The sequence below is a fragment of the Streptomyces sp. NPDC001617 genome (assembly GCF_053596855.1).
Window position 1 is genome coordinate 78,665 of sequence record NZ_JBSFHA010000006.1, and the last position, 21,997, is coordinate 100,661.

Here is a 21,997-nt window from a genome sequence, read left to right on the forward strand (position 1 = left end):
CGATCATGACTGCCTTCATCGCGCCCGACGGAACCGAGCTCGCCTACCACGTCCTCGGCGACGACGGCCCACCCGTGATCTGTCTGCCGGGCGGGCCGATGCAGGCGTCCGCCTACCTGGGCGAGTTCGGCGGCCTGTCCGCGCACCGCCGGCTCGTGCTGCTGGATCTGCGGGGCACCGGCGACTCCGCGGTCCCGGAGGACCCGGCCACCTACCGCTGCGACCGGCTGGTCGAGGATGTCGAGGCCCTGCGCGAGCACTTGGGCCTGGATGCCGTGGACCTGCTCGGGCATTCCGCCGGGACGAACCCGGCCGTGCTGTATGCGGCCCGGTACCCGGAGCGCGTGAACCGGCTCGCCCTGATCACGCCGAGCGCGGTGGCCGTCGGGCTCGGAGTGCCGCCGGAGGTACGGCGGGAGACCGCGCGACTGCGCCGCGAGGAGCCATGGTTCCCGACGGCGTTCGCCGCCCTGCAGGACATCACCTCGGGCCGGGCGACGCCCGACAGCTGGGACGCCATCGCGCCTTTCCTGTACGGCCGTTGGGACGAGCGGGCACGTGCCCATCACGCCGCCGGCGCCTCGCAGCGGAACCAGGAGGCAGCGGCCGTCTTCGGCGCCGAAGGAGCCTTCGACCCTGCCGCCGCCCGGGCCGAACTCGCCCGCTTCGAGGCCCCGGTGCTCCTGCTGGCCGGTGAGGTCGACCTCAACTCCCCCGCGCCCATGGTCGCCGAGTTCGCCGGGCTCTTCCCGAAGGGCGAGTGCGTGGTGCAGCCGGGCGCCGGGCACTTCCCGTGGCTCGACGACGCCGAGCGGTTCGTGGCTACGGTCGCGGGGTTCCTGGCGTGAGGTGTTCCTGGACGAGGGGGGCGTAGCGCTCCACGATGTCGTCGATCGCGGCCGTCCGGACCTGGGGGCCGCGGGCGAGGCCGTAGATCACGCCGAGGCCGAGCAGGGCGGCCACGGCGAGTTCGGCACGCAGGCCCGCGTCGGGGCCGGCCAGGCGGGCGGTGAGGCGTTCGGTGACCTGGGTGCGGAAGTTGGCGCGCAGGATGTCGCCCTGTTCGGCGTGCAGGGGCGCGAAGACGATACGCAGGAGCGGGTCGGCGCCGAGCTGGGACTGGCTGACCAGGACATGCCGGACCATGTGCCGGCCCAGCTCGTCCAGCGGGGCGTCGAGCAGGGCGTCCGCGTCGGCCTCGAAGGACATGACACGGGCGAACAGGGCGTCCTTGTTGCCGAAGTACTTCAGGATCAACGGCGCGCTGACACCGGCGCGTTCGGCGACCGCCTTGAGGGTGATGTCGGCGTGGGCGTGCCGGGCCAGCAGATGGCGGGCGGCCTTGAGGATGGCCGTCTTGGTGGCCTCGGCGTCCCGGCGGACGGGTGCGCCGGTGGTGGGGGGAGTGCTCACGGCACTCATGCTCCCTCCAGCGCCTCGTCACGGGCGCCCTGGGCACGGCCACGGGCCCGGCGTGTCCCGCGCCGGCCGGCGTCACCGGGGATGGTCAGGGCCGTCGCGCTCGCGGCGAGGGCGACGGCGCCGGCGATGGTGAACGCCATCAGATAGCCGTGCAGCGTGGGCACCGGCACTCCGCCGACCGGGCTGGTGTGGTGCACCAGGACGGCGGCCACGGCGGCACTGGAGGTGGCCTGGCCGATGGTGCGCATCAGGACGTTCACGCCGTTGGCGGACGCGGTCTGGGAGGCCGGGACGGCGTGCAGGATGAGGGTGGGCAGCGCCGAGTACGCCAGAGTCGTGCCGGTGCCGACGACCGCCGCGCCCACCATGATCATCCAGAGGTCGCGGCTGTCGGCGATACGCACCGCGTACCCGCACGCGATGATCAGCGCGCCGAGGGCCAGCGTGATGCGGGGCCCCCGGGCCGTCGAGATGCGGGCCGAGACGGGTGAGAACAGCAGCATGATGAAGCCGCCCGGCAGCAGCACCAGGCCGGTGCCGACGATGGACAGGCCGAGCCCGTAGCCGGTGGCCTTGGGCGCCTGCACGAGCTGGGCGGTGACCAGGGAGTTGGCGTAGAAGGCGAACCCGGTGAAGAGCGCGGCCACATGGGACAGGCCCACCTTCGGCCTGGACACCAACCGCAGGTCCACCAGCGGCCGTTGGGCCTTCAGCTGCTGCCACCACCACAGGGCGAGCACGACCACGGCACCGGCGAACAGCGCCACGATCCGCGGGCTCCCCCATCCCCACTGGCCGCCCTGGGACACCCCCAGCAGCAGGCAGATCAGTCCCACGGCGAGCCCCAGTGCGCCCAGCACGTCGAAGCGGCCCGGCTCCCGGAGGGGCGACTCGCGGACCGCCCACCAGACCATCGACACGCCCAGGGCGCCCAGGGCCGCGGTCACCCAGAACATGACGTGCCAGTTCGCGTACTGGATGATCAGCGCGGCGGCGGGCAGGCCCAGCGCGGCGCCGATGCCTACGGTCGAGCTCATCAGGGCCACCGCACTGCCGCGGCGCTCGGGCGGCAGCTCGTCCCGCAGGATGCTGATGGACAGCGGTACGACGGCGGAGGCGGCGCCGGACAGCGCGCGGGCCGCGATCAGCACGCCGATGTCCGAGGACAGGGCGCAGGTGACGGAGCCGACGGTCATCAGGCCGAGCGCCGCCATCAGCACCCGCTTCTTGCCGTACATGTCACCGGCCCGGCCGAGGACCGGGGTGAGGACGGCGCCGGCCAGCAGGGTGGCGGTGACCATCCAGGAGACGGTGCCCGCGGAGGCGCCGGTCAGCCGGGGCAGGTCGGGCAGGAGCGGCACGACGACGGTCTGCATGACGGCCATCAGCGTGCCGCCGAACGCCAGCACCGGGACCGTGAGCCGGGTCCGCAGGGCCCTCTGTCCGAAGGGCTCGACCATCGGTGCGGGCTGCTCCATCGGCACTCCAGCGGGTGGCACGGGAAACAAAAGGGTGAATGGCAATTCACCCTAGCCGGTGAATTGCCATTCACCCAAGGATTACCGGTGGCCGTGGCAGCAGCAGGTGGGACGCCGACCACTCCGGCCGACTGCCTGGAAACGGGCCGCCTCGACGACGACCGCACCAAGGTGATGCTGCGTGATCACCTGACCGGCGCCGGTCAACCGGCCTCCGCCGTACGGCACTCCGGGTGCCCCCAGCCCTGCGCGTTCTTGGCGATGGACTCGCCCGCCGCGTAGGAACGGCCGCACGGACAGCGGCCGGGGAACTTGGCCTTGATGGTGCGCGAGGAGGAGCCGCCGTTCTTCCGCGCCGTGCCGGGCTTCCGGCGCGGCGCGGACGCCTTCGGGGTGTCCGGGGAGGGCGGCGGCACCGGTGAGCCGAGGTCGCTGCCCGCGGGTTCCTGGACGACGGCCGCCTGGCTGGCGGCGCGGTCGGCGAAGTCGTTGAGCGGATCGCCGTCGACCTGGTGGGCGGGGACGTAGCGGAACTCGACGGAGCGGCCGTCGAGCAACTCGTCGATGCGCACGACCAGTTCCTGGTTGGCGACCGGCTTGCCGCCGGAGGTCTTCCAGCCGTTGCGCTTCCAGCCCGGCAGCCAGGTGGTGACGGCCTTCATCGCGTACTGCGAGTCCATCCGCACCTCGAGCGGCACGCCCGGGTCGGTGGACGCCAACAGCCGCTCCAGCGCGGTGAGTTCGGCGACGTTGTTGGTGGCCCTGCCGAGCGGTCCGGCCTCCCAGCGGGCCGGGGTCTCGGAGTCGTCGGAGACCACCCACGCCCAGGCCGCCGGTCCCGGATTTCCCTTCGAGGCCCCGTCGCACGCGGCCACCACACGTTCACGCATGGGCTCGATCATGCCACGGACGGACGGGGCCTCCGGCAGGGTCTAGGACACGTCCTCGGTCTTCGGCAGCTCACCCTCGGTCGTCGCGATGTCGATCACCGAGAAGCTCGCGCCCTGCGGGTCGCTGAGCGCCGCGAAACGGCCGTACGGGCTGTCCATCGGCCCGAAGCGCAGGGTGCCGCCGAGCTTGGTCGCCTTGGACACCGCGTCGTCGCAGTCGTCGACCACGAAGTACAGGTTGACGTACGACGGGATCTCGGGCGGGAACTCGTCGCCCATCCGCATCCGGCCGAGGACCGTGGTGTCGCCGAGGTTGAACAGGCGGAAGTCGACCGCGTCGTCGACGATCTGCTGTGCCGTGTACGGGAAGACGGCGCGGAGGAACGCGTCGGTCTTCTCGGGTTCGCGGGTGAAGACCTCGGCCCACCCGTAGGCGCCCGGCACGGCCGTCACCTCGAAGCCCTCGTGGGTGCCGGCCTGCCACACACCGAAGACGGCGCCGCTTGGCTCACGGCCCAGGCACATGGTGCCGAACTCGCCGACCTGCATCGGCTCCATCAGCACCTCGCCGCCGTGCTCCCGGATCCTCGCGGCGGTCGCGGCGGCGTCCGGCGAGGCGAAGTAGAGGCACCACTGCGACTGGCCCTCCTGGCCGGTCATCGGCGGTACGACGGCGGCGACCGTCTTGCCGTCCACGTAGGCCTGTGTGTAGTTGCCGTACTCCGACGACGCCTCGCCGAAGGTCCAGCCGAGGACGTCGCCGTAGAAGCTCTTGGCTCCCTCGACGTCGTCGAACATCGCATCGGCCCAACAGGGGGTTCCTTCAGGTTGTACGGCCATGGCTGCGGCCCTCCCGAATCGACGCTTGGTCCGTTTCCTCACGCTAGTCATCCGTCCGCCGAAGCGCGCGCCGAACGGTCGCGTCCGTTCCAGACTGGTCGTGGCGGGGTTTCGGCGCTGCGGACGAGGTGCGGGATGACGAACGGGACGATGCACGCGTGGTCGGTGGTGGCACCCGGACCGGTCGAGGAGGGCGGCCTCCGGTTCGTGGAGAAGCCGGTCCCAAAGCCCGGTGACGACGAGTTGCTCGTGCGTGTGCGGGCGTGCGGGGTGTGCCGCACCGATCTGCATGTCACGGAGGGTGACCTGCCGGTGCGCCGGGCCGGAGTGACGCCCGGGCACGAGGTGGCGGGCGTGGTGGCCGGGTGCGGGGCGAAGGTGGCGGGGTTCGCGGTCGGTGACCCGGTGGGGGTGGCGTGGCTGCGGCATACGGACGGCACGTGCGCGTACTGCTCGCGCGGGGCCGAGAACCTCTGCCCGTCCTCGCGGTACACCGGCTGGGACGCCGACGGTGGTTACGCGGAGTACACGACCGTACCCGCCGCCTTCGCCTACCGGCTGCCGGACGCCCTGTCCGACGTGGCCGTCGCTCCCCTGCTGTGCGCCGGGATCATCGGCTACCGGGCGCTGCGGCGGGCGGGGCTGCCGCCGGGCGGGCGGCTGGGTCTGTACGGGTTCGGCGGCAGCGCTCATCTGTGTGCGCAGGTGGCGCTGGCCGAGGGCGCCACCGTGCACGTCCTGACGCGCGGGGCGGCGGCCCGGCGGCTGGCGCTGGACCTGGGCGCCGCCTCGGCGCAGGACGCGTACGCGATGCCGCCCGAGCCCTTGGACAGCGCGATCCTTTTCGCGCCGGTCGGCGATCTGGTCCCGGTCGCGCTGCGCGCGCTCGACCGCGGCGGCATCCTCTCCATCGCCGGCATCCACCTCAGCGACACACCTCCGCTGCACTACGAGACCGAGCTGTTCTACGAGAAGCAGGTGCGCAGCGTCACCTCCAACACCCGTGCGGACGGGCGGGAGTTCCTCGCCCTCGCCGCCCGGCACGGCGTGCATGCCACCACGCACACCTATCCCCTGTCGGGCGCGGATCAGGCGCTGCGGGACCTGAAGGCGGGGCGTTTCGACGGAGCCGCCGTACTGGTGAACGACCTCTCCTGAGCGCCAGGTCGAGGCGGTCGTACGCCCTGTGCGCCCAGCGTGCACCAGAGGCCGACCTGCGCGGGATCGTGACGGCCCTGCGCGGCCGGCGAGGTCGCGAGATGTGCACCGCCGGTAACGGAAACCGCCCCCTTCACGCCGTACCGGGTCTCGATCAAGGGCTGTTGCCTTGTACATGCGGTGCGCACCTGTCAGCCGCTACGGCCCGCCTTCCTCACCGACCACTCCGCTCACCCCTGTCCACCCTCAGGGAGGGAACGTGTCCGCCCCCGAAAGCGCCCCCGCCACCGACGACCCCGTCCCCGAATCCGCCGCCGAAGCCCAACTGACCAGTCTCAGCACGCAGGCGGCGCGTCAGCTCGCCACGACGACCAAGTCCGAACCACAGATGCAGGCGATCAGTTCGCGCTGGCTGCTGCGCTCGCTGCCCTGGGTGGACGTCAAGGGCGGCACCTACCGGGTCAACCGGCGTCTGCAGCTGCGGATCGGCCGCGGGCGGGTGCAGTTCGAGCAGAACGGCGCCGACGACATCAAGGTCATCCCCGAGACGCTCACCGAACTGCCGGTGCTGCGCGGGTACTCCGACACCGAGGTGCTCAGGGAGGTGGCGACCCGGTTCCGGGTCCGCGAAGTCCGGGCCGGCCAGGTGCTGTTCGAGGCCGGGCGACCGGTCACGGAGACCTATCTCGTGGTGCACGGCCGCTTCACCCGCTACACGGAGGGCAAGTACGGCGAGGAGGAGATCGTCGGTGTCGTGTGCGACGGCGATCAGATGGGCGACGAGGCGATCGGCCGGCCCGATCCGCTGTGGCTGACCTCGGTCCGGGCGGAGACCGCGGGCGTACTGCTGGTGCTGCCCTGGGACGTCGTCACGGAGTTCACCGACCGGGTGCCCTCGCTGGCCGCGCATCTGAACGCGTTCGCCGAGCGGCAGAACCTGCCGATGAACCGCAAGGGCGAGGCCGACGTGCCCGTGCAGGCCGGCCACGTCGGTGAGCCGACGATCAACGGCGGTTTCGTCAACTACGATCTCGCCCCGCGCGAGTACGAGTTGTCGCTCACCCAGACCGTGCTGCGGGTCCACACCCGCGTGACCGACCTCTACAACAACCCGATGAACCAGACCGAGCAGCAACTGCGCCTGACCGTCGAGGAGATCCGCGAACGACAGGAGTGGGAGCTGGTCAACAACCGGGAGTTCGGGCTGTTGCACAACGTCGACTACGGCCAGCGCATCAGCACCTTCACGGGACCGCCGACCCCGGACGACATGGACGAGCTGCTGTCCATGCGCCGCAGGACCAAGGTGTTCCTCGCCCATCCGAAGGCGATCGCGGCCTTCTTCCGGCAGTGCAACCGGCGCGGTCTGGTGCCGGGCACGGCGACCGTCGAGGGGCACGAGATCCCCGCCTGGCGGGGCGTCCCGATCTTTCCCTGCAACAAGATCCCGGTCAGCGACCGGCACACCAGCAGCATCATCGCGCTGCGCACCGGTGAGTCCGACCAGGGCGTGATCGGCCTGTACCAGACCGGTATCCCCGAGGAGTACCAACCGGGCCTGAACGTACGGTTCATGGGCATCGACCGCGCCGCGATCATCAGCTACCTGGTGACGGCCTACTACTCGCTGGCCATCCTGGTGCCGGACGCGGCGGGCATCCTGGAGAACGTCCAGATCGGCCGGACGGTCGACTGAGGTGGAGCACGCGATGCCCTCCCCCGCGTCCCCGTCGGCCCTGCCGGGCCCGCCGAACCTGGCCGGCAGCCTGCGCGCCCGGCGCGGCGGCGCGATCCCCGGGCTCAGGTACCGGCAGGTCGCTCCCGCCGACCCGGAGAAGGTGCGGGAGGTCGACCGCAGACTGGAGGCCTGGGCCCGCGGCCTCGACCTGTTCCCCGACGCCTGGTCGGGGGAGTTCGGCGGCTTCCAGTTCGGCCGGGCCGTGGTCCTGCAGCATCCGGCGGCGACCGACCTGGAGCGCCTGACCGTCGCCGGCAAGCTGCTGCTGGCGGAGAACCTCGTCGACAGCGTCTACTGCGAGGAGGACGAGGGCCGGGGCGGCTCCGCGCGCGGACTGGGCGGCCGACTGATCATGGCGCAGTCGGCGCTCGACCCCTACCACGGCCCGCCCGGGCTCCAAGAGCAGTGGCTGCACGGAGTGCAGGCCGACGGGCCGCTGCGCTCGTACCACTTCGCGCTCAAGGACTACGCCGTCCTCGCCACCCCCAGCCAGACCGACCGGTTCGTGCACGACATCGCCCGGCTGCACCTCGGGTATCTCGCCGAGGCCGCCTGGTCCGAGATCGGCCACATGCCACGGGTGTGGGAGTACCTGGTGATGCGGCAGTTCAACAACTTCCGGCCCTGTCTGTCGATCGTCGACGCCGTGGACGGCTACGAACTGCCCGAGGCGCTCTACGCCCGCCCCGAGATCCAGCGGATCACCGCACTCGCCTGCAACGCCACCACCCTCGTCAACGACCTGTACTCCTTCACCAAGGAGCTGGCGAGCGGCCCCACCCACCTCAATCTGCCGGTGGTGATCGCGGCCGACGAGCGCTGCGGCCTCAAGGCGGCCTATCTCAAGGCCGTGGAGATCCACAACGAGATCATGGCCGCGTTCGAGGACGAGTCCGCCCTGCTGTCCGCCACCTCACCGCTGGTCGAGCGCTACGCCCGGGGTCTGTCCGACTGGGTGGCCGGCAACCACGAGTGGCACGCCACCAACACCCACCGCTACCACCTGCCCAACTACTGGTAGTCCCCCCGCTCACTTGACGTTCCGTCACCAATCCTACGAGGAGTGACAGTTGACCATCGCACCCACCCAGTCGACGTACCAGGACCGTGTCGCTGACTACTGGAACGCCGAGGAGAACCCGGTCAACCTCGAACTCGGAAAGCTCGACGACCTCTACCACCACCACTACGGCGTCGGACCGGCCGACCGGTCGGTCCTCGACGAGCCCGACCCGGCCCTGCGCCGCGAGCGGATCACCGCCGAACTGCACCGCCTGGAACACTCCCAGGCGGAACTCCTCGCCGCCCACCTCGGACCCCTCTCCCCCGCCGACCGCGTCTTCGACGCCGGGTGCGGGCGCGGCGGCGGCAGTGTCGTGGCGCATCTGCGGTACGGCTGCCACGCGGACGGCGTGACGATCTCCGCGAAGCAGGCGGAGTTCGCCACCGAACAGGCCCGCAGGCGGGGCATCGACGACCGGGTGCGCTACCACCACCGCAACATGCTCGACACCGGCTTCACGACCGGCGCGTACGCCGCGTCGTGGAACAACGAGTCGACGATGTACGTCGAGCTGGAGCTGCTGTTCGCCGAGCACGCCCGGCTGCTGCGCCGCGGCGGACGCTATGTCGTCGTCACCGGCTGCTACAACGACACCTACGGGCGTGCCTCGCGCGAGGTGTCCCTGATCAACGCCCACTACATCTGCGACATCCACTCGCGCTCGGAGTACTTCCGGGCGATGGCACGCCACCGGCTGGTCCCCGTCCATGTGCAGGACCTCACGGCCGACACCATCCCGTACTGGGAGCTGCGCCGGCAGGCCGACCACCTGGTGACGGGCATCGAGGACACGTTCCTGACCGCGTACAAGAACGGCAGCTTCCAGTATCTGCTGATCGCGGCCGACCGGATCTGATCCGTTCCGGCACGGGCTCGTGCGATGAATGTGGCATCCCCGCATCGCGCGAGCCCGTGCCGGAACTCCCCCGGGCGGCTCCCCTTTGCTGGGCGAACACTGAACTCCGTTCCGGGCCTTCCCCCTTGGGCCCGCCTGTGCTTGCCTGGGGAACCGTTTTCGGTTGCCGGGGCGGGAGTTGCTGGATGCGGAAGCCGTGGATCGTGGGGGTGCTGCTGGCCGGTGCGCTGCTGCTCGGCGCGTGTGGCGACCCCTCGTCCGCGCCGCAGGCGCCGCCGCCCTCCCCCACTGTGCCGAGAGCGTCCGCGTCGACGACCCACCAGCAGGCACCGGCTTCGGCCGGTGTCCCCGCCGTGGGGCCCCGGGTGCTGTACCTCGGTGACTCGCTCGCGATGGAGGCGCAGAACGTCCTGGGCAAGCAGCTCCGCCAGGGCCTCAACGCGACCTACACCGCCGCCCCCTACTCGGGCACCACCCTCTGCGACTATCTGGAGGGCACGGGCGCCAAGTCGCTCGTACCGGACGCGGACAAGGCCGCCGCGCTGGTCCGTTCGCGGCATCCGGACTACGTGGTGCTGCAGTTCTGGGGCAACGCGTGGGCCTTCACCTGGTGCATGGACGGCATCAGCTACCACGCCTCGCAGCAGAAGTACTTCACCCGCTACAAGGCGGACCTGCGTCGGCTCACCGAGCAGATCGCGGAGGCGGGCGGGTCCAAGCGGCCCAAAATCGTGTGGGTGTTGCAGGGCCCGGACCCGATCACGCCGGACCGGGTGCGGCGCGTGAACGAGATGTACGAGCAGCAGGCGGCGGCCTCCGGTGACATGGTCGCCGACGCGGGCGCCACGGTCAGCCCGGCCGGGGCCCGCTACACCTGGTCCCAGTACCTGCCGTGCACCGTCTACGAGCGCGAGCACCCCGACTACTGCACCCAGCCGGACCAGGACCGTACCGCCCTCCACCTCGACAAGGACTACCTGCACTTCTGCCTGGTGCCCACGACGCCCACGCCGAGGCCGTGCCCGGTGCGCTCTCCCGGCATCCTGCGCATCGCCCAGGAGATCACGCGCGCCATCGCGAAGGACGTGCGGTGAGCCCGGTCCGGCTCACCCGGTGACCTCCCGCGCCCACGGCAGCAGCAGCCGCTCCAGAAGGACGACGAGGTAGAAGAGCAGCACGCTCATCGCGCTGAGCAGGGCCATCGCGGCGAAGGCCAGCGGGGTGTCGGCGTTGGTGCCGGAGGCGACGATGACATGGCCGAGGCCGTAGGACGGTCTGGGTGCGGTAAGTCGACGCTGTTGCGGCTGATCGCCGGGCTGTTGCCGCCGACGCGGGGCGAGGTGCTGGTGTCCCGCGACGGAACCCGCGAACCGGCCGCTCGGTCTGCTCGCGACGATGGGCCTCGACGGCTTCCGGCGGAGGCTTCCGCACGAGCTGTCGGGCGGGATGCAGCAGCGGGTCGCGCTGTGCCGGTCGCTGATGCAGCGCCCCCGGGTGCTGCTGATGGACGAGCCGTTCTCCGCGCTGGACGCGCTGACCCGAGACGAACTGTGCGCCCAGTTGCAGCGCACACACCGCGCACATCCCTCGACCGTCGCGCTCGTCACCCACTCCGCGGACGAGGCCGTCCTGCTCGCCGACCGGGTGGTGGTGCTCACTCCCCGCCCCGGCCGGATCCGTACGGTCCTGGACGTCACCCTGCCCCGGCCGCTCACCCGCACCGAGGCGGGTCAGGCGGAGCAACTGGCCCGGCGGGCGGCGGAGTGCACGCGCTGCTGCTGGACAGCGAGGGCTGACCCGTCGCCCGCCGAGGGCCGTCACTCCCCCGCGTACGCCTTCTCCAGGGCGGCGATGTCGAACTTGCCCATCGCCATGAAGGCCTTGGTCGTCCGGGACGCCTTCTCCTGGTCCGGGTCGCTGATCATGTCGATGAGGTGGTCGGGGACGACCTGCCAGGACACGCCGTACTTGTCCTTCAGCCAGCCGCAGGGGCCGGGCTCGCCGCCGTTCTCGGTGAGCTTGGTCCAGTAGTAGTCGATCTCCTCCTGGTCCGCGCAGAAGATCTGGAAGGAGATCGACTCGTTGAACTTGAACTGCGGCCCGCCGTTCAGTGCGACGAACTTCTGGCCGTTGGCCGTGAAGTCCACGGCCAGGACGGAGCCGGCGGGGCCCGCTCCTCCCTCGACGTTGCGGCCGACGCGTCCGATGCTGGAGTTCTTGAAGATCGACACGTAGTAGTGGGCGGCCTCTTCCGCCTGGCCGTCGAACCAGAGACACGTGGTGAATCCGTCGGTGGTCATGACTACCTCCTGGGCATCGCGGAACCCTGTCACCCCTGTCGACCGATCCTCGCCGGGAAACTCATCGGTCGGGCGGCGAATTGATCCATGTGGCCGTGTCACACCCCCGAACTAGGCTCCCGATCATGACGGCATCAGCTGCGGACACCATCCACCCCTTCCGCATCGACATCCCCCAGGCCGACCTCGACGATCTGCACGACCGCCTCGACCGGACCCGCTGGCCCGACGAGCTGCCCGGCGTGGGCTGGGCCTACGGCGTGCCGTCCGGCTATCTGCGTGAGCTGGTGCGGTACTGGCGGCACGAGTACGACTGGCGGGCGGCCGAGGCGCGGCTGAACGAGTGGCCGCAGTTCACCACCGAGATCGACGGCGCCCTCGTGCACTTCGCGCACATCCGCTCGCCCGAGCCCGACGCCACCCCACTGATCGTCACACACGGCTGGCCGGGGTCGATCGTCGAGTTCCTCGACATCGTCGGTCCGCTGACGGACCCGGCCACGCACGGCGGCGACCCGGCCGACGCCTTCCACGTCGTCCTGCCGAGCATCCCCGGCTTCGGGTTCTCCGGACCCACCCGCGAGACCGGTTGGGAGGCGCGCCGGATCGCCGACGCGTGGGTCGAGCTGATGACGCGCCTCGGCTATGAGCGGTTCGGTGCCCAGGGCGGCGACTGGGGCGCCGGCATCTCCCGCGAACTGGGCCGCGTCCACCCCGACCGGGTCATCGGCATCCACCTCAACCTGCTGCCCGGCGGACAGGCGGCCACCGAACCGACCGCCGAGGAGCTGGAGGCGCTGAGCCCCACGGAGCGGGAGCGCACGCTCGCCTCGTGGCGCCGGTGGGACGCCTGGTTCCGGGACGGGGCGGGCTACTTCCATGTGCAGTCGACCCGTCCGCAGCCGCTCTCGTACGCCCTCACGGACTCGCCGGTCGGTCAACTCGCCTGGATCGTGGAGAAGTTCCGGGAGTGGACGGACGCCGAGGAGCTGCCGGAGGAGGCCGTCGACCGGGATCGGATGCTCACGAACGTGATGCTGTACTGGCTGACGGGCACGGCGGGCTCGTCAGCCCGGGTCTACTACGAGCGCGCCCACGCCACAGGCGACCGGATCGCCGCCCCGGACCGGCCCTCGACCGCCCCGACCGCGGTGGCGTCCTTCCCCGGCGACCCGCAGATCCCACTGCGCCACAAGGCCGAGCGCACCGAGAACATCGTGCGCTGGACGGAGCTCGACCGGGGCGGGCACTTCGCGGCGATGGAGGAGCCGGACCTGCTGGTGGACGACGTACGGGCGTTCTTCCGGCAGCTGCGCGCCAAGGGCTGAGCAGCCGCTCTGCCCTTGGCGAATCTGCCGCGGGCAGAGAACGGCCCGAAGAGCATCGCCCGAGGTCAAGAGTGGAGTCGACGGCATCCCCGCGACCACGAGGAGAACCGATGACTCCACTCAGCACGCTCGCTCCACGCGCCGAGGAGGGCGACACTCCGCCCTCCCGCTTCGACGACCATCTCGCGGCCCAGCTCCTCGGCCAGCGGATCGTCGTCCTCGGCACCCAGGTCGACGAGGTCTCCGCGAACCGGGTCTGCTCCCAGCTGCTGATCCTTTCTGCGGAGGACCCGCGGACGGACATCAGCCTGTACATCAACAGCCCGGGTGGCTCGGTGCACGCGGGGCTCGCCATCTACGACACGATGCGGCTGATCCCGAACGACGTCTCGACCCTCGCCATGGGCTTCGCGGCCAGCATGGGCCAGTTCCTGCTCTGCGGCGGCACGCCCGGCAAGCGGTACGCCCTGCCGCACGCGCGGATCATGATGCACCAGGGCTCTGCGGGCATCGGCGGCACCACCTCCGACATCACGATCCAGGCGGAGAACCTGGAGCACACCAAGCGGACCATGGAACGGCTCATCGCCGAGAACACGGGCCAGACCCCGGAGTCCATCTCCCGGGACGGCGACCGCGACCGCTGGTTCACGGCCGAGGAGGCCAGGGAGTACGGCATGGTGGACCACGTCGTGGAGTCCTTCGCGGACGTCCGCCCGGCCGCCCCGAAGCGACGGATGGGGCTCTGACATGGCGAACTACACGATTCCGTATGTCGTCGAGCGCACCGCGAACGGCGAGCGCTCCTCCGACGTGTTCAGCCGGCTGCTGTCCGAGCGGATCATCTTCCTCGGCACCGAGATCGACGACGGCGTGGCCAACGTCGTCATCGCGCAACTCCTCCATCTGGAGTCCTCGGCCCCGGAGAACGAGATCGCGATCTACATCAACTCGCCCGGGGGATCGTTCACTTCACTGATGGCGATCTACGACACGATGACGTTCGTACAGGCACCGATCTCGACGTTCTGCGTCGGCCAGGCGGCATCGACCGCCGCCGTGCTGCTGGCCGGTGGCGATCCCGGACGGCGGTTCGTGCTGGAGCACGCCCGCGTGCTGCTCGGGCAGCCGGCCAGCGGCGGACGGCAGGGCACGATCTCCGACCTGTCCCTGCAGGCCAAGGAGATGGTCCGGATCCGCTCCCAGGTCGAGGACGTGCTCTCCCGCCACACGCACCACGACCTCGCGACCCTGCGTGCCGACATGGACCGCGACAAGGTGTTCACCGCCCAGGAGGCGGTGGCGTACGGGCTGGCCGACGAAGTGCTGAGCCGGCGCCTCGTGGCGATCTGAGGCGCCGTTCCGCGGTCGTCGTCAGGCGACCAGGCAGAGCCCGTTGTACGGCGACGTGGAACCGCCCCGGCTCCTGGCGGTCCGGCGGCTCGTGACCCGTACGAGCTCGCCCTGCGCCAGCGACAGCAGGTCGCCGAGGCCCAGTCCCAGGGCGTGGGCGGCGGCCGCGAGGACCTCCGAGGAGGCCTCCTTGCGGCCCCGCTCCACCTCGGAGAGGTACGGCATGGAGATCCGGGCCGCGTCCGCCACGTCCTTGAGCGTGCGCTCCTGGGCCAGGCGTTCACGCCGCAGGACGTCACCGACCAGGTCGCGCCACAGGGGCTCCTTCGGCACGGGGGCCGTGGGTGCTGACGGAGCCGGTGGCGCCTGGCCCGGTGACGGCGCGACGGCCGGGCGCTCGGCCTGTGGGCGGCGCAGTGGAATGACTCGGGCTTCGTTCGGCGCTTGGCTGCTCACCTGTCCAGACTAAATTTCCTCGACCCGAAGGGAAGAGATCGGCATTCTGCCCTGGGTGAATCACTACCGGTGGAGGGCGCGATGACAGCGATGCGGGAGACGTTCAACCAGGATGCCGAGCGGTACGACCGGGCACGACCGCGGTATCCCCCGGCACTGGTGCGGGAGTTGGCCCGTGCGGCGGGGCTCGGCCCGGGCAGCAGGGTCCTGGAGATCGCCCCTGGCACCGGCCAACTCACCGTCCCACTGGCCGAGTTGGGCTGCCATGTCACCGCGGTGGAGCTCGGCGACGCGATGGCGGGCGTGGCCCGGCGGCGGCTCGCCGACTTTCCCCGAGTGGACGTGCAGGTGGCCGAGTTCGAGAGCTGGCCGCTGCCCGACGAACCGTTCGACCTCGTGGTGTGCGCGACCGCCTTCCACTGGCTCGACCCGGCCGTGCGGGTGGTCAAGCCGGCACGGGCCCTGCGTCCCGGCGGCACGCTGGCCCTGATCCTCACGGAGCATGTGGCGGGCGGCACGGTGGAGTTCTTCGCCCGTGCCCAGCGCTGCTACGAACGCTGGGACCCGGCCACACCGCCCGATCTGCGGCTGCGGCCCGCCTCGGAAATCCCCACCGGCTCCGCCGAGTTGGACGACTCCCCGCACTTCGGGCAGGTGACCGTGGCCCGCCGGACGCAGGACATCACCTACACCACCGACGAGTACATCGACGTCCTGCTCACCTACTCCAACCACCGTGCCCTGCCCCCGCCGTCCCAGCAGGGCCTGCTGGCCTGCCTCCGGCGGCTGATCGACACGGGGCACGGCGGGCGCGTCACCAAGCGTTACCTCCACGAACTGATCGTCGCCACCCGCGTCACGGACTGAGACGGCACGCATGGTCCGGCCGAGGGCGGGTACCCGCATGGCGAGGACCCGAGGCAGACAGACGATCAGATGTCGGATCGTGACTTTCGTGGGAGAGGAAGAAATGGATACCGCCGTGAATCGGTCGACCGGAGCGATCGTGGAGACGACCGCCCGGACCGCCACGGGAGACGGACCACTGCCGGGCATCGAGGAGCCACGTTCGGTGACTCCGAGGGACGCACGCGAGCTGTCCCGCCAGTTCTTCCAGCGGCTCGCGGAACTCGAGGAGGGGACGCACGAGTACCAGTACGCGCGCAACACGCTCATCGAGATGAACATCTCGCTGGTGCGGTTCGCCGCCGGGCGCTTCAGGGGGCGCGGCGACGAGATGGAGGACCTCGTCCAGACCGGGATGATCGGCCTGATCAAGGCGATCGACCGGTTCGAGCTGTCCCGCGAGGTGGAGTTCACCTCGTTCGCGCTGCCGTACATCGTCGGCGAGATCAAGCGGTTCTTCCGCGACACCACCTGGGCGGTGCACGTCCCGCGGCGGCTGCAGGAGCTGCGGGTGGAGCTGGCCAAGGCACGCGAGGAGCTGGCCAGCCGGCTGGACCGGGAGCCGACCGTGGCCGAGCTGGCCACGCTGATGAACATCTCCGAGAACGAGGTGATCGAGGCGCAGATCGCGGCCAACGGATACAACTCCTCGTCCCTGGACGCGGCGCTCACCGGTGACGGGCCCGAGGGCGGCGAGGCCGTTCTCGCCGACTTCATCGGCGTCGAGGAGGACGGGCTGCGACTGGTCGAGGACTTCCAGTCGCTGGCCCCGCTCATGGCCGAGCTGGGCGAACGGGACCGGCAGATCCTTCATATGCGGTTCGTGGAGGAGGCCACCCAGGCGGAGATCGGCGAACGGCTCGGCTGCTCGCAGATGCATGTGTCCCGCCTGATCAAGCGGATCATCGCGCGGCTGCGCGAGGGAATGCTGGGCGAGCTCGGCTGCGCGTGAGGGACAGGCGCGCGTACGCGTGACCGCCGCAGGCCACTGCGGCGGTCACGCGCCGTTCAGCGCCACGACGGCGCACACCCGCTTGCCGACCGGCACCCGTTCGACGGTGACCCGCTTCGCCAGCGCGTGGACTATCTCCAGGCCGTGTCGGCCGACCCGCTCCGGGTCCCGCGGGAACCGGCGCGGCAGGGCACCGCTGCTGTCGTAGACGTACACGGTGACGGCGGTGTCCGTGCCCTCCAGCTCCAGGATGTACGGGCCGTTGCTGTGCCGGTCCGCGTTGGTGACCAGCTCGCTCACCACCAACAGGACCTCGTCCTCGGCCCGTCGCTCGATCGTGGCGCACCACTCGGTTCTCAGGCGGCCCACGAAGTGCGCGGCGAAGGACCGGGCCTCGGCGATACAGCCGGGCTCTCCGGTGTAGTGGGCCGCCCGCCTCAGTGGTTCCACCGGCACATCGAAAACAGTCGGTATCACTGCCCCGCCCACGTGCTCGTTCATGCGTTTCTCTCTCGGAATGCCGGACTGGCCGGACGCTGTCGCACCAGTGCTGATACCCCGAGCCGCGCACCCCAGTCCCGTTGCGCCCCGATGTGTCTGCTTCGACTCAGAGTGACGGTGATGTGGCGGACGACATCGGAGCACTTTATGGGGTGGTTGTGCCGGACGCGGGCGGCGATTCCGAGGCCGAGGATTGGGGCGAGGTCTGCGGCTCGGTGCTGGGCGACTCGGAGGACGGGGTCACCGAGCTGGGCGTCGACGAGGAGGGGGCCGTCGAGGTCGGCGGGCACGACGTCGTCGCGGGAGACGCAGGCGGCGACAGGGAGGGCGTCGGCGTCCCGGTGCTCGCGCTCGGTGACGAGGCGCACGGGGACGGCGAGGTGGACGATGAGGACGAGGGTGCCGTGGGCGTCGTCACGCTGACCGCCGGCGAGGGCTGCGCGGGCGGCTGGACCGGCTTGTCGTGGTGGCCGGTGTCGCCGCGGTGCCGGGAGATCCACTGGCCGCTGTCGGGGTCGTAGATCACGAAGATGTTGACGATCTGTGGGGCGGGCGTGACCACGACGACGTTCGAGGAGCGGTACGACGACCATGAGTCGCCGGTCGGCCTCGGGGTGGTCTGCACAGCGACGGGCGGGGTCAGCGGGTTGCCGCAGGCGCAGCGCGCCCGGGGCACGCCGTGGCCGTCGACGAGGACGGCGGTACCGGCCTGGAGGACGGCCTGGTAGCCGGTGGGGGCGCCGTCGCGGTAGCCGTGGTTGGTGACGCGGGTGTCCATGCGCAGCTGCACGGGCGTGAGCGAGCGCAGATAGGCGGGGACCTGGGCGGGGCCGATACCCTCGACCGAGGCGAAGGCCCTGTTCTTGGCCGGGTCCGCCTGCAGGTACCTGATCTGCTTCTCCACGTCGCAGGCGGAGACGTTGCGGGTGCCGCCGTACAGTCCGGCCGCCCCGCCGTCGACGCCGCGCACGGCGTTGGCCTGCGCGGACTCGGTGGCCGGCGAGGGTGAGACGGGGGCGGCGGAGCTGTCCGTGGCCGTCGACGGGGTGAACGGGTCGGGGCCGGTCTTGCCCGCGGCCTGCAGGAAGACCTCGCCGCTCTTGGCGGAGCCGCCGCCGTTCGAGTGGGTGAACACGACGGCGAGGACCACGGCGGCGACCACCGCGGTGGTGAGTACGGCGACACGGGGCGCGGACTTCCACCACGGGCGGTGGGGTTCCGGCGCGGGCGGGCCGCCGCCGCTGCCACCCGGTGGCTGCGAGGGCGGGCCGGAGGGTGGCTGGGAGGGACCCGACAGGGGGCCTGAGGGGGGTCCTGTGGGGCGGCCGGAGGACGGCGGTTCGACGCTCACGAGCTCTTCTTCCCGAAGGGTCTTTTCCTGCGATTTGCCCGGGTTATTGCGTATTGAGAGCTGATCTCCCCATTGTGTGCCACGCTCCCATACCGCTCGCAAGCCGACGCGGACGGCCCTCCCGGCGGGCGAGGTGTGCGGGCGCTGCTTAGCGTGGCAAGAGTGAGTCCGCGAACCCCCTCCGACCTGGCCGTCTCCCGTCATGGCTGGGTGCAGGCCCTCGCCGCGGTGCTGGCGGCGCTGATCGCCATGGGGGTGGACGCCGCGCTGGGGCTGTGGGCGGCCGGGGCGACAGATCTGCCGGACGGCGCGTTCGCCCGGGTCGTCACGGCGACGGTGGTCACGGCCGTGGGCGGCACGATCACGTTGTCCGGCGACGCCGGCGGGCTGGCCGACACCAACGCCGGGCTGACCGTGATCCCCCTGTCCGTCACGCTGGTCGGCGCGCTGGTCCTCGCCGCCGGTTTCCTGCGTCCGCTGCGGCACCGTGCGGTCGCCGGCGCACCGGAACTGGCCGGATGGGCCGCCCGGATCGCCGTGCTCTGGCTCCTCGCCCTCCTCGGCATGGCCTTCGGCGCCCGCCAGACCTTCACGATCTCGCTCGGCAAGGGCACGATCAGCGACATCGGCGACCTGTTCGGCGTCTCCCCGAAGGTCGGCTTCAAGACGGACGTGCCGCTGACCGTGTTCTTCGGTCTGCTGTGGCTGGCGGGTGTGCTGGTGCTGGCTCTGCTGGTCTCGCGCGGGGCACCCCTGCCGGGCCGGCTCCTCCGCTTCCAGGAGTCGGTGCGCCCGGCCGCGTACGCCATGGTCGTCCTGCTCCTCGCCCATGTCGCTCTGGGCATCCTCATCGCCCTGGTCGTGACGGTCACCCGCGGCCACCGCGCCGAGACCCTGGCCGTGATCCTCCTCGGGATGCCGAACCTGGTCTGGCTCGCCCTGACGCTCGGTCTCGGCGCCACCTGGACGGGCCGGGTCCAGGGCCCGTTCGGTCTGCCCATGCCGCATGTCCTCGACGAGGTTCTGCGCACCAAGGACGTCTCCACGCTCAACCTCAGTACCCTCTCCGACTACGACTCCCGGGTCTGGTGGCTGATGGCCCTCGACGCGGTCCTGCTGCTGGCCGCGGCCTTCCTGATGGCGGCCCGCTCCCCGTCCCGTGTACGCGTCTGGCAGCACGCCGTGCACATGGCGGTGGCCCTGGCCCTGACCGTCCTCATGATCTGCCTGGTGGGCCGGATCTCCGCCCACTACGGCCTCTCGGTCCTGGGCATCGGCGACCTGGGCGGAAACCTCAACGGAGACCTTTCCCTCGAACCCAAGGTCTGGTCCGCACTCGGCCTGGCCCTGCTATGGGGGCTGGTGACCGGCTTCCTCGGCGCGCTGCTGGCGAGGCCCGTGCGGCGACGGGGGCCGGCGGAAAAGGAGTGGGAGAGATGACGTCCTCCGTGGGAGTGTGCGCCGAGTCGAGGGAGGGGCACGACATGACATTGGCACTCGAAGACCGCCTGGCCATCGTGGAGTTGATCGCGCTGCACGGTCACCTGGTCGACGACGGGGAGCTGGACCGGACGCACGAGGTGTTCACCTCGGACGTCGTCTACGACCTGTCCGACTTCGGGCAGGGCGAGATCGTCGGTCTCGCGGCCTGGCGGGAGGCGGCGCCGGCGCCGGGCGCGGCGAATCCCGTGGCGCACCACGTGACCAACGTGGTGGTCGAGGAGGTGGCCGGGGACCGGGTCCGGGTCCGCTCCAAGGGGCTGGGCATCAAGGCGGACGGCTCGTGCGGGTCGGTGACGTACGAGGACGTCGTGGTGCGTGTGGACGCCGGCTGGCGCATCTGCCGGCGCCGGGTGGTGGCGCGACGGGTGCCGCTCAGCGGGCTGGGCCAGGGGTCCTGAAGACCGGTTCGGCCCAGCGGGGAGGGGATTTCGGCCGCTCCCCCGCGGCTCTGCCCGCCACCTCGGTCGGTGGATGGCCCGGTGTCTCGTCGCCCGTGACGGCGGCGCGCAGGGCTGCCACGAACGCGAGGCAGGAGTCGTGGCGATCCTCCGGGGACTTGGCCAGGGCCTTCGAGAACACCGCGTCGACGGGCCGGGGGAGCTCGGGGCGGGACTCGGTCAGCGCGGGCGGCTGGTCGTACTGGTGGGCCCAGAGCAGGGCCATGTCGTCGTCGCGGCGGAAGGGCGGGCGACCGGCCAGGGACTCGTAGACGACACAGGCGAAGCCGTAGACATCGCAGCGTCCGTCGACGGGCCGGCCGGAGATCTGCTCGGGGGCCACGTAGTCGAGCGTGCCGACGAACTGGCCGACGGTCGTGAAGCCGGTCAGGGACAGCGACTTCTTCGTCAGGCCGAAGTCGGTCAGGTACGCGTGCTCGGGGTGGTCGCTGTCGGTGCCGCGGGCGACCAGGATGTTGCCGGGCTTCACGTCCCGGTGGACCAGCCCGTGTTCATGGGCCGCGTCCAGCGCGGAGCCGACCTGCGCGGCGATGCGCAGGGCCGTCGAGGGCGCGAGCGGGCCCCGGCGGTCCAGGACATGGCGCAGATCGCTGCCCTCGACGTACCGCATGGCGATGTAGAGGACGCCGTCCGTCTCGCCCGCCTCGTAGATCGGCACGATGTGCGGGTGGTCGATCGCCGCGGCCGCCCTGGACTCGTGCGTGAAGCGGAGGCGGAAGGTGTCGTTGCGGGCGAGTTCCGGAGCGAGCAGCTTGACCGCGACGGTGCGTTCCAGGCGCAGATCGCGGGCGCGATAGACGACGGCCATGCCGCCTCGGCCGATCTCCCGCTCGATGCGGTACCCGGCGACCTGCCTGCCGATCAGCTCGGAGGGAGGGCCCGAGAAGAGGCTCGACTCACGGGCCATCGGGCGTCACGACCTGGGTGGGCGCATGACCGGCGTCGGCCGCGGCGGCGCGCGGTCCATCGTCCGTCGCGTAGGTGCTCAGGTGTGTTCCGTCGCCGTAGACCCAGCGGCCCTGCTCGGTGTCGTAGAGCCAGACGGATTCCCCGTCGACGACGATCCCGATACGCAGTCCCTGCGTACGGCCGCGGAAGGACTCCCCGTCCAGACCGCCGCCGGCGAGGTCCTCGACGGCCGACCGGTAGCGGGCCAGCGCCTGCTCGGCGCGGGTGAGCAGGGGGCGTGGGTCGGCGGTGCGGGCCTGGGGGCCGCCGGCGGCGGGCGGGTCCTGGGGTACGGCGACCAGGAAGCGGCCGTCGACCCAGGCGGACCAGCCGTTGGCGCACAGGACGTGTGCCCAGTCGCCGCGCCGCTCGATCAGCTGGACGGGCAGGAGGGCGTCGAGGGGGATGGTGGGCCGGGCCGGGTCGGGGGCCTCCCAGGCGGGCATGCCGTGCTGGGGGACGACATGGGTGGGCCGGAAACCGGGGCTCGTCATCG

The 21,997-nt window shown here is 71.1% G+C and carries 23 protein-coding genes and 2 pseudogenes; 15 read left to right on the top strand and 10 right to left on the bottom strand.

Annotation, left to right across the window (positions count from 1 at the left end):
• The first annotated feature begins 5 nt into the window (after positions 1–5).
• Positions 6–848 (top strand): alpha/beta fold hydrolase, encoded by an 843-nt coding sequence (locus tag ACWC09_RS06900; RefSeq protein WP_450849267.1) that lies wholly within the window; start codon positions 6–8, stop codon positions 846–848.
• Here the strand turns inward: ACWC09_RS06900 and ACWC09_RS06905 are convergent.
• The 4 genes from ACWC09_RS06905 to ACWC09_RS06920 form a co-directional block, all read right to left on the bottom strand.
• Positions 823–1,422, bottom strand: coding sequence for a TetR/AcrR family transcriptional regulator (locus ACWC09_RS06905; protein WP_450849269.1), 600 nt, complete (start codon positions 1,420–1,422; stop codon positions 823–825). The two genes, ACWC09_RS06900 and ACWC09_RS06905, sit on opposite strands and share 26 nt — an antisense overlap.
• On the bottom strand, positions 1,419–2,900 hold the full coding sequence (locus ACWC09_RS06910; protein WP_450849271.1) for an MFS transporter: 1,482 nt from the start codon (positions 2,898–2,900) through the stop codon (positions 1,419–1,421). Before ACWC09_RS06910 ends, ACWC09_RS06905 begins: the two co-directional genes overlap by 4 nt.
• Positions 2,901–3,103: 203 nt before the next feature.
• Complete coding sequence (locus tag ACWC09_RS06915; protein ID WP_450849273.1) at positions 3,104–3,802, bottom strand: ribonuclease H family protein; 699 nt, start codon at positions 3,800–3,802, stop codon at positions 3,104–3,106.
• Positions 3,803–3,832: 30 nt separating this feature from the next.
• Positions 3,833–4,630 (bottom strand): VOC family protein, encoded by a 798-nt coding sequence (locus tag ACWC09_RS06920; protein WP_450849274.1) that lies wholly within the window; start codon positions 4,628–4,630, stop codon positions 3,833–3,835.
• Positions 4,631–4,780: 150 nt separating this feature from the next.
• Here ACWC09_RS06920 and ACWC09_RS06925 point away from each other — a divergent pair, with 150 nt between their 5' ends.
• The 7 genes and pseudogenes from ACWC09_RS06925 to ACWC09_RS06955 form a co-directional block, all read left to right on the top strand.
• Positions 4,781–5,788 carry a zinc-binding alcohol dehydrogenase family protein gene (locus ACWC09_RS06925; protein ID WP_450849563.1) on the top strand — a complete coding sequence of 336 codons (1,008 nt, stop codon included), beginning with the start codon at positions 4,781–4,783 and terminating at the stop codon, positions 5,786–5,788.
• 259 nt (positions 5,789–6,047) lie between these two features.
• Positions 6,048–7,484, top strand: a complete 1,437-nt coding sequence (locus ACWC09_RS06930; RefSeq protein ID WP_450849276.1) for a family 2B encapsulin nanocompartment shell protein — start codon at positions 6,048–6,050, stop codon at positions 7,482–7,484.
• A gap of 13 nt (positions 7,485–7,497) precedes the next feature.
• Complete coding sequence (locus tag ACWC09_RS06935) at positions 7,498–8,547, top strand: family 2 encapsulin nanocompartment cargo protein terpene cyclase (RefSeq protein ID WP_450849278.1); 1,050 nt, start codon at positions 7,498–7,500, stop codon at positions 8,545–8,547.
• A 49-nt stretch (positions 8,548–8,596) separates the two neighbouring features.
• Complete coding sequence (locus ACWC09_RS06940) at positions 8,597–9,445, top strand: geranyl diphosphate 2-C-methyltransferase (protein WP_450849280.1); 849 nt, start codon at positions 8,597–8,599, stop codon at positions 9,443–9,445.
• Positions 9,446–9,630: 185 nt separating this feature from the next.
• On the top strand, positions 9,631–10,539 hold the full coding sequence (locus ACWC09_RS06945; RefSeq protein ID WP_450849282.1) for an SGNH/GDSL hydrolase family protein: 909 nt from the start codon (positions 9,631–9,633) through the stop codon (positions 10,537–10,539).
• 159 nt (positions 10,540–10,698) lie between these two features.
• Positions 10,699–10,767 (top strand): annotated as a pseudogene (locus ACWC09_RS06950) (ATP-binding cassette domain-containing protein); the annotation flags it as partial.
• Between the two features lie 73 nt (positions 10,768–10,840).
• Positions 10,841–10,903: pseudogene (locus ACWC09_RS06955) on the top strand (hypothetical protein); the annotation flags it as partial.
• Positions 10,904–11,262: 359 nt separating this feature from the next.
• Here ACWC09_RS06955 and ACWC09_RS06960 read toward each other — a convergent pair.
• The gene (locus ACWC09_RS06960) at positions 11,263–11,745 is read right to left on the bottom strand and encodes a VOC family protein (RefSeq protein WP_450849284.1); all 483 of its coding nucleotides are present in this window, start codon (positions 11,743–11,745) and stop codon (positions 11,263–11,265) included.
• Positions 11,746–11,870: 125 nt separating this feature from the next.
• On the opposite strand from ACWC09_RS06960, the gene ACWC09_RS06965 reads away from it, so the two are divergent.
• The 3 genes from ACWC09_RS06965 to ACWC09_RS06975 all read left to right on the top strand — a co-directional run bounded on the left by ACWC09_RS06965 (position 11,871) and on the right by ACWC09_RS06975 (position 14,426).
• Positions 11,871–13,073, top strand: a complete 1,203-nt coding sequence (locus ACWC09_RS06965; protein WP_450849286.1) for an epoxide hydrolase family protein — start codon at positions 11,871–11,873, stop codon at positions 13,071–13,073.
• A 110-nt stretch (positions 13,074–13,183) separates the two neighbouring features.
• Positions 13,184–13,822: an ATP-dependent Clp protease proteolytic subunit gene (locus tag ACWC09_RS06970; protein ID WP_450849288.1), complete on the top strand. Its 639-nt coding sequence runs from the start codon at positions 13,184–13,186 to the stop codon at positions 13,820–13,822.
• 1 nt (position 13,823) lies between these two features.
• Positions 13,824–14,426 carry a ClpP family protease gene (locus ACWC09_RS06975; protein WP_450849290.1) on the top strand — a complete coding sequence of 201 codons (603 nt, stop codon included), beginning with the start codon at positions 13,824–13,826 and terminating at the stop codon, positions 14,424–14,426.
• Between the two features lie 21 nt (positions 14,427–14,447).
• On the opposite strand, the gene ACWC09_RS06980 is transcribed toward ACWC09_RS06975, so the two are convergent.
• Positions 14,448–14,882, bottom strand: a complete 435-nt coding sequence (locus ACWC09_RS06980; protein WP_450849292.1) for a helix-turn-helix domain-containing protein — start codon at positions 14,880–14,882, stop codon at positions 14,448–14,450.
• A gap of 81 nt (positions 14,883–14,963) precedes the next feature.
• Here ACWC09_RS06980 and ACWC09_RS06985 point away from each other — a divergent pair, with 81 nt between their 5' ends.
• Together ACWC09_RS06985 and ACWC09_RS06990 are read left to right on the top strand one after the other, a co-directional pair.
• Entirely contained in the window at positions 14,964–15,749 is a 786-nt protein-coding gene (locus ACWC09_RS06985) for a class I SAM-dependent methyltransferase (protein WP_450849294.1), read from the top strand.
• 103 nt (positions 15,750–15,852) lie between these two features.
• The gene (locus tag ACWC09_RS06990; RefSeq protein ID WP_450849296.1) at positions 15,853–16,740 is read left to right on the top strand and encodes an RNA polymerase sigma factor SigF; all 888 of its coding nucleotides are present in this window, start codon (positions 15,853–15,855) and stop codon (positions 16,738–16,740) included.
• A gap of 45 nt (positions 16,741–16,785) precedes the next feature.
• On the opposite strand, the gene ACWC09_RS06995 is transcribed toward ACWC09_RS06990, so the two are convergent.
• Both ACWC09_RS06995 and ACWC09_RS07000 read right to left on the bottom strand, forming a co-directional pair.
• Positions 16,786–17,241 (bottom strand): ATP-binding protein, encoded by a 456-nt coding sequence (locus tag ACWC09_RS06995; RefSeq protein WP_450849298.1) that lies wholly within the window; start codon positions 17,239–17,241, stop codon positions 16,786–16,788.
• 145 nt (positions 17,242–17,386) lie between these two features.
• Positions 17,387–18,592, bottom strand: coding sequence for a DUF6777 domain-containing protein (locus ACWC09_RS07000; RefSeq protein ID WP_450849299.1), 1,206 nt, complete (start codon positions 18,590–18,592; stop codon positions 17,387–17,389).
• 162 nt (positions 18,593–18,754) lie between these two features.
• Here ACWC09_RS07000 and ACWC09_RS07005 point away from each other — a divergent pair, with 162 nt between their 5' ends.
• A complete protein-coding gene (locus ACWC09_RS07005; RefSeq protein WP_450849301.1) occupies positions 18,755–20,032 on the top strand; it encodes a streptophobe family protein in 1,278 nt (425 codons plus the stop codon).
• Positions 20,029–20,493: a nuclear transport factor 2 family protein gene (locus tag ACWC09_RS07010; RefSeq protein ID WP_450849303.1), complete on the top strand. Its 465-nt coding sequence runs from the start codon at positions 20,029–20,031 to the stop codon at positions 20,491–20,493. Before ACWC09_RS07005 ends, ACWC09_RS07010 begins: the two co-directional genes overlap by 4 nt.
• Here ACWC09_RS07010 and ACWC09_RS07015 read toward each other — a convergent pair.
• Both ACWC09_RS07015 and ACWC09_RS07020 read right to left on the bottom strand, forming a co-directional pair.
• Positions 20,468–21,460 carry a serine/threonine-protein kinase gene (locus ACWC09_RS07015; RefSeq protein WP_450849305.1) on the bottom strand — a complete coding sequence of 331 codons (993 nt, stop codon included), beginning with the start codon at positions 21,458–21,460 and terminating at the stop codon, positions 20,468–20,470. The genes ACWC09_RS07010 and ACWC09_RS07015 overlap by 26 nt on opposite strands.
• On the bottom strand, positions 21,450–21,995 hold the full coding sequence (locus tag ACWC09_RS07020; RefSeq protein ID WP_450849307.1) for a hypothetical protein: 546 nt from the start codon (positions 21,993–21,995) through the stop codon (positions 21,450–21,452). The genes ACWC09_RS07015 and ACWC09_RS07020 overlap by 11 nt, the downstream gene beginning before the upstream one ends.
• Positions 21,996–21,997: the final 2 nt, after the last annotated feature.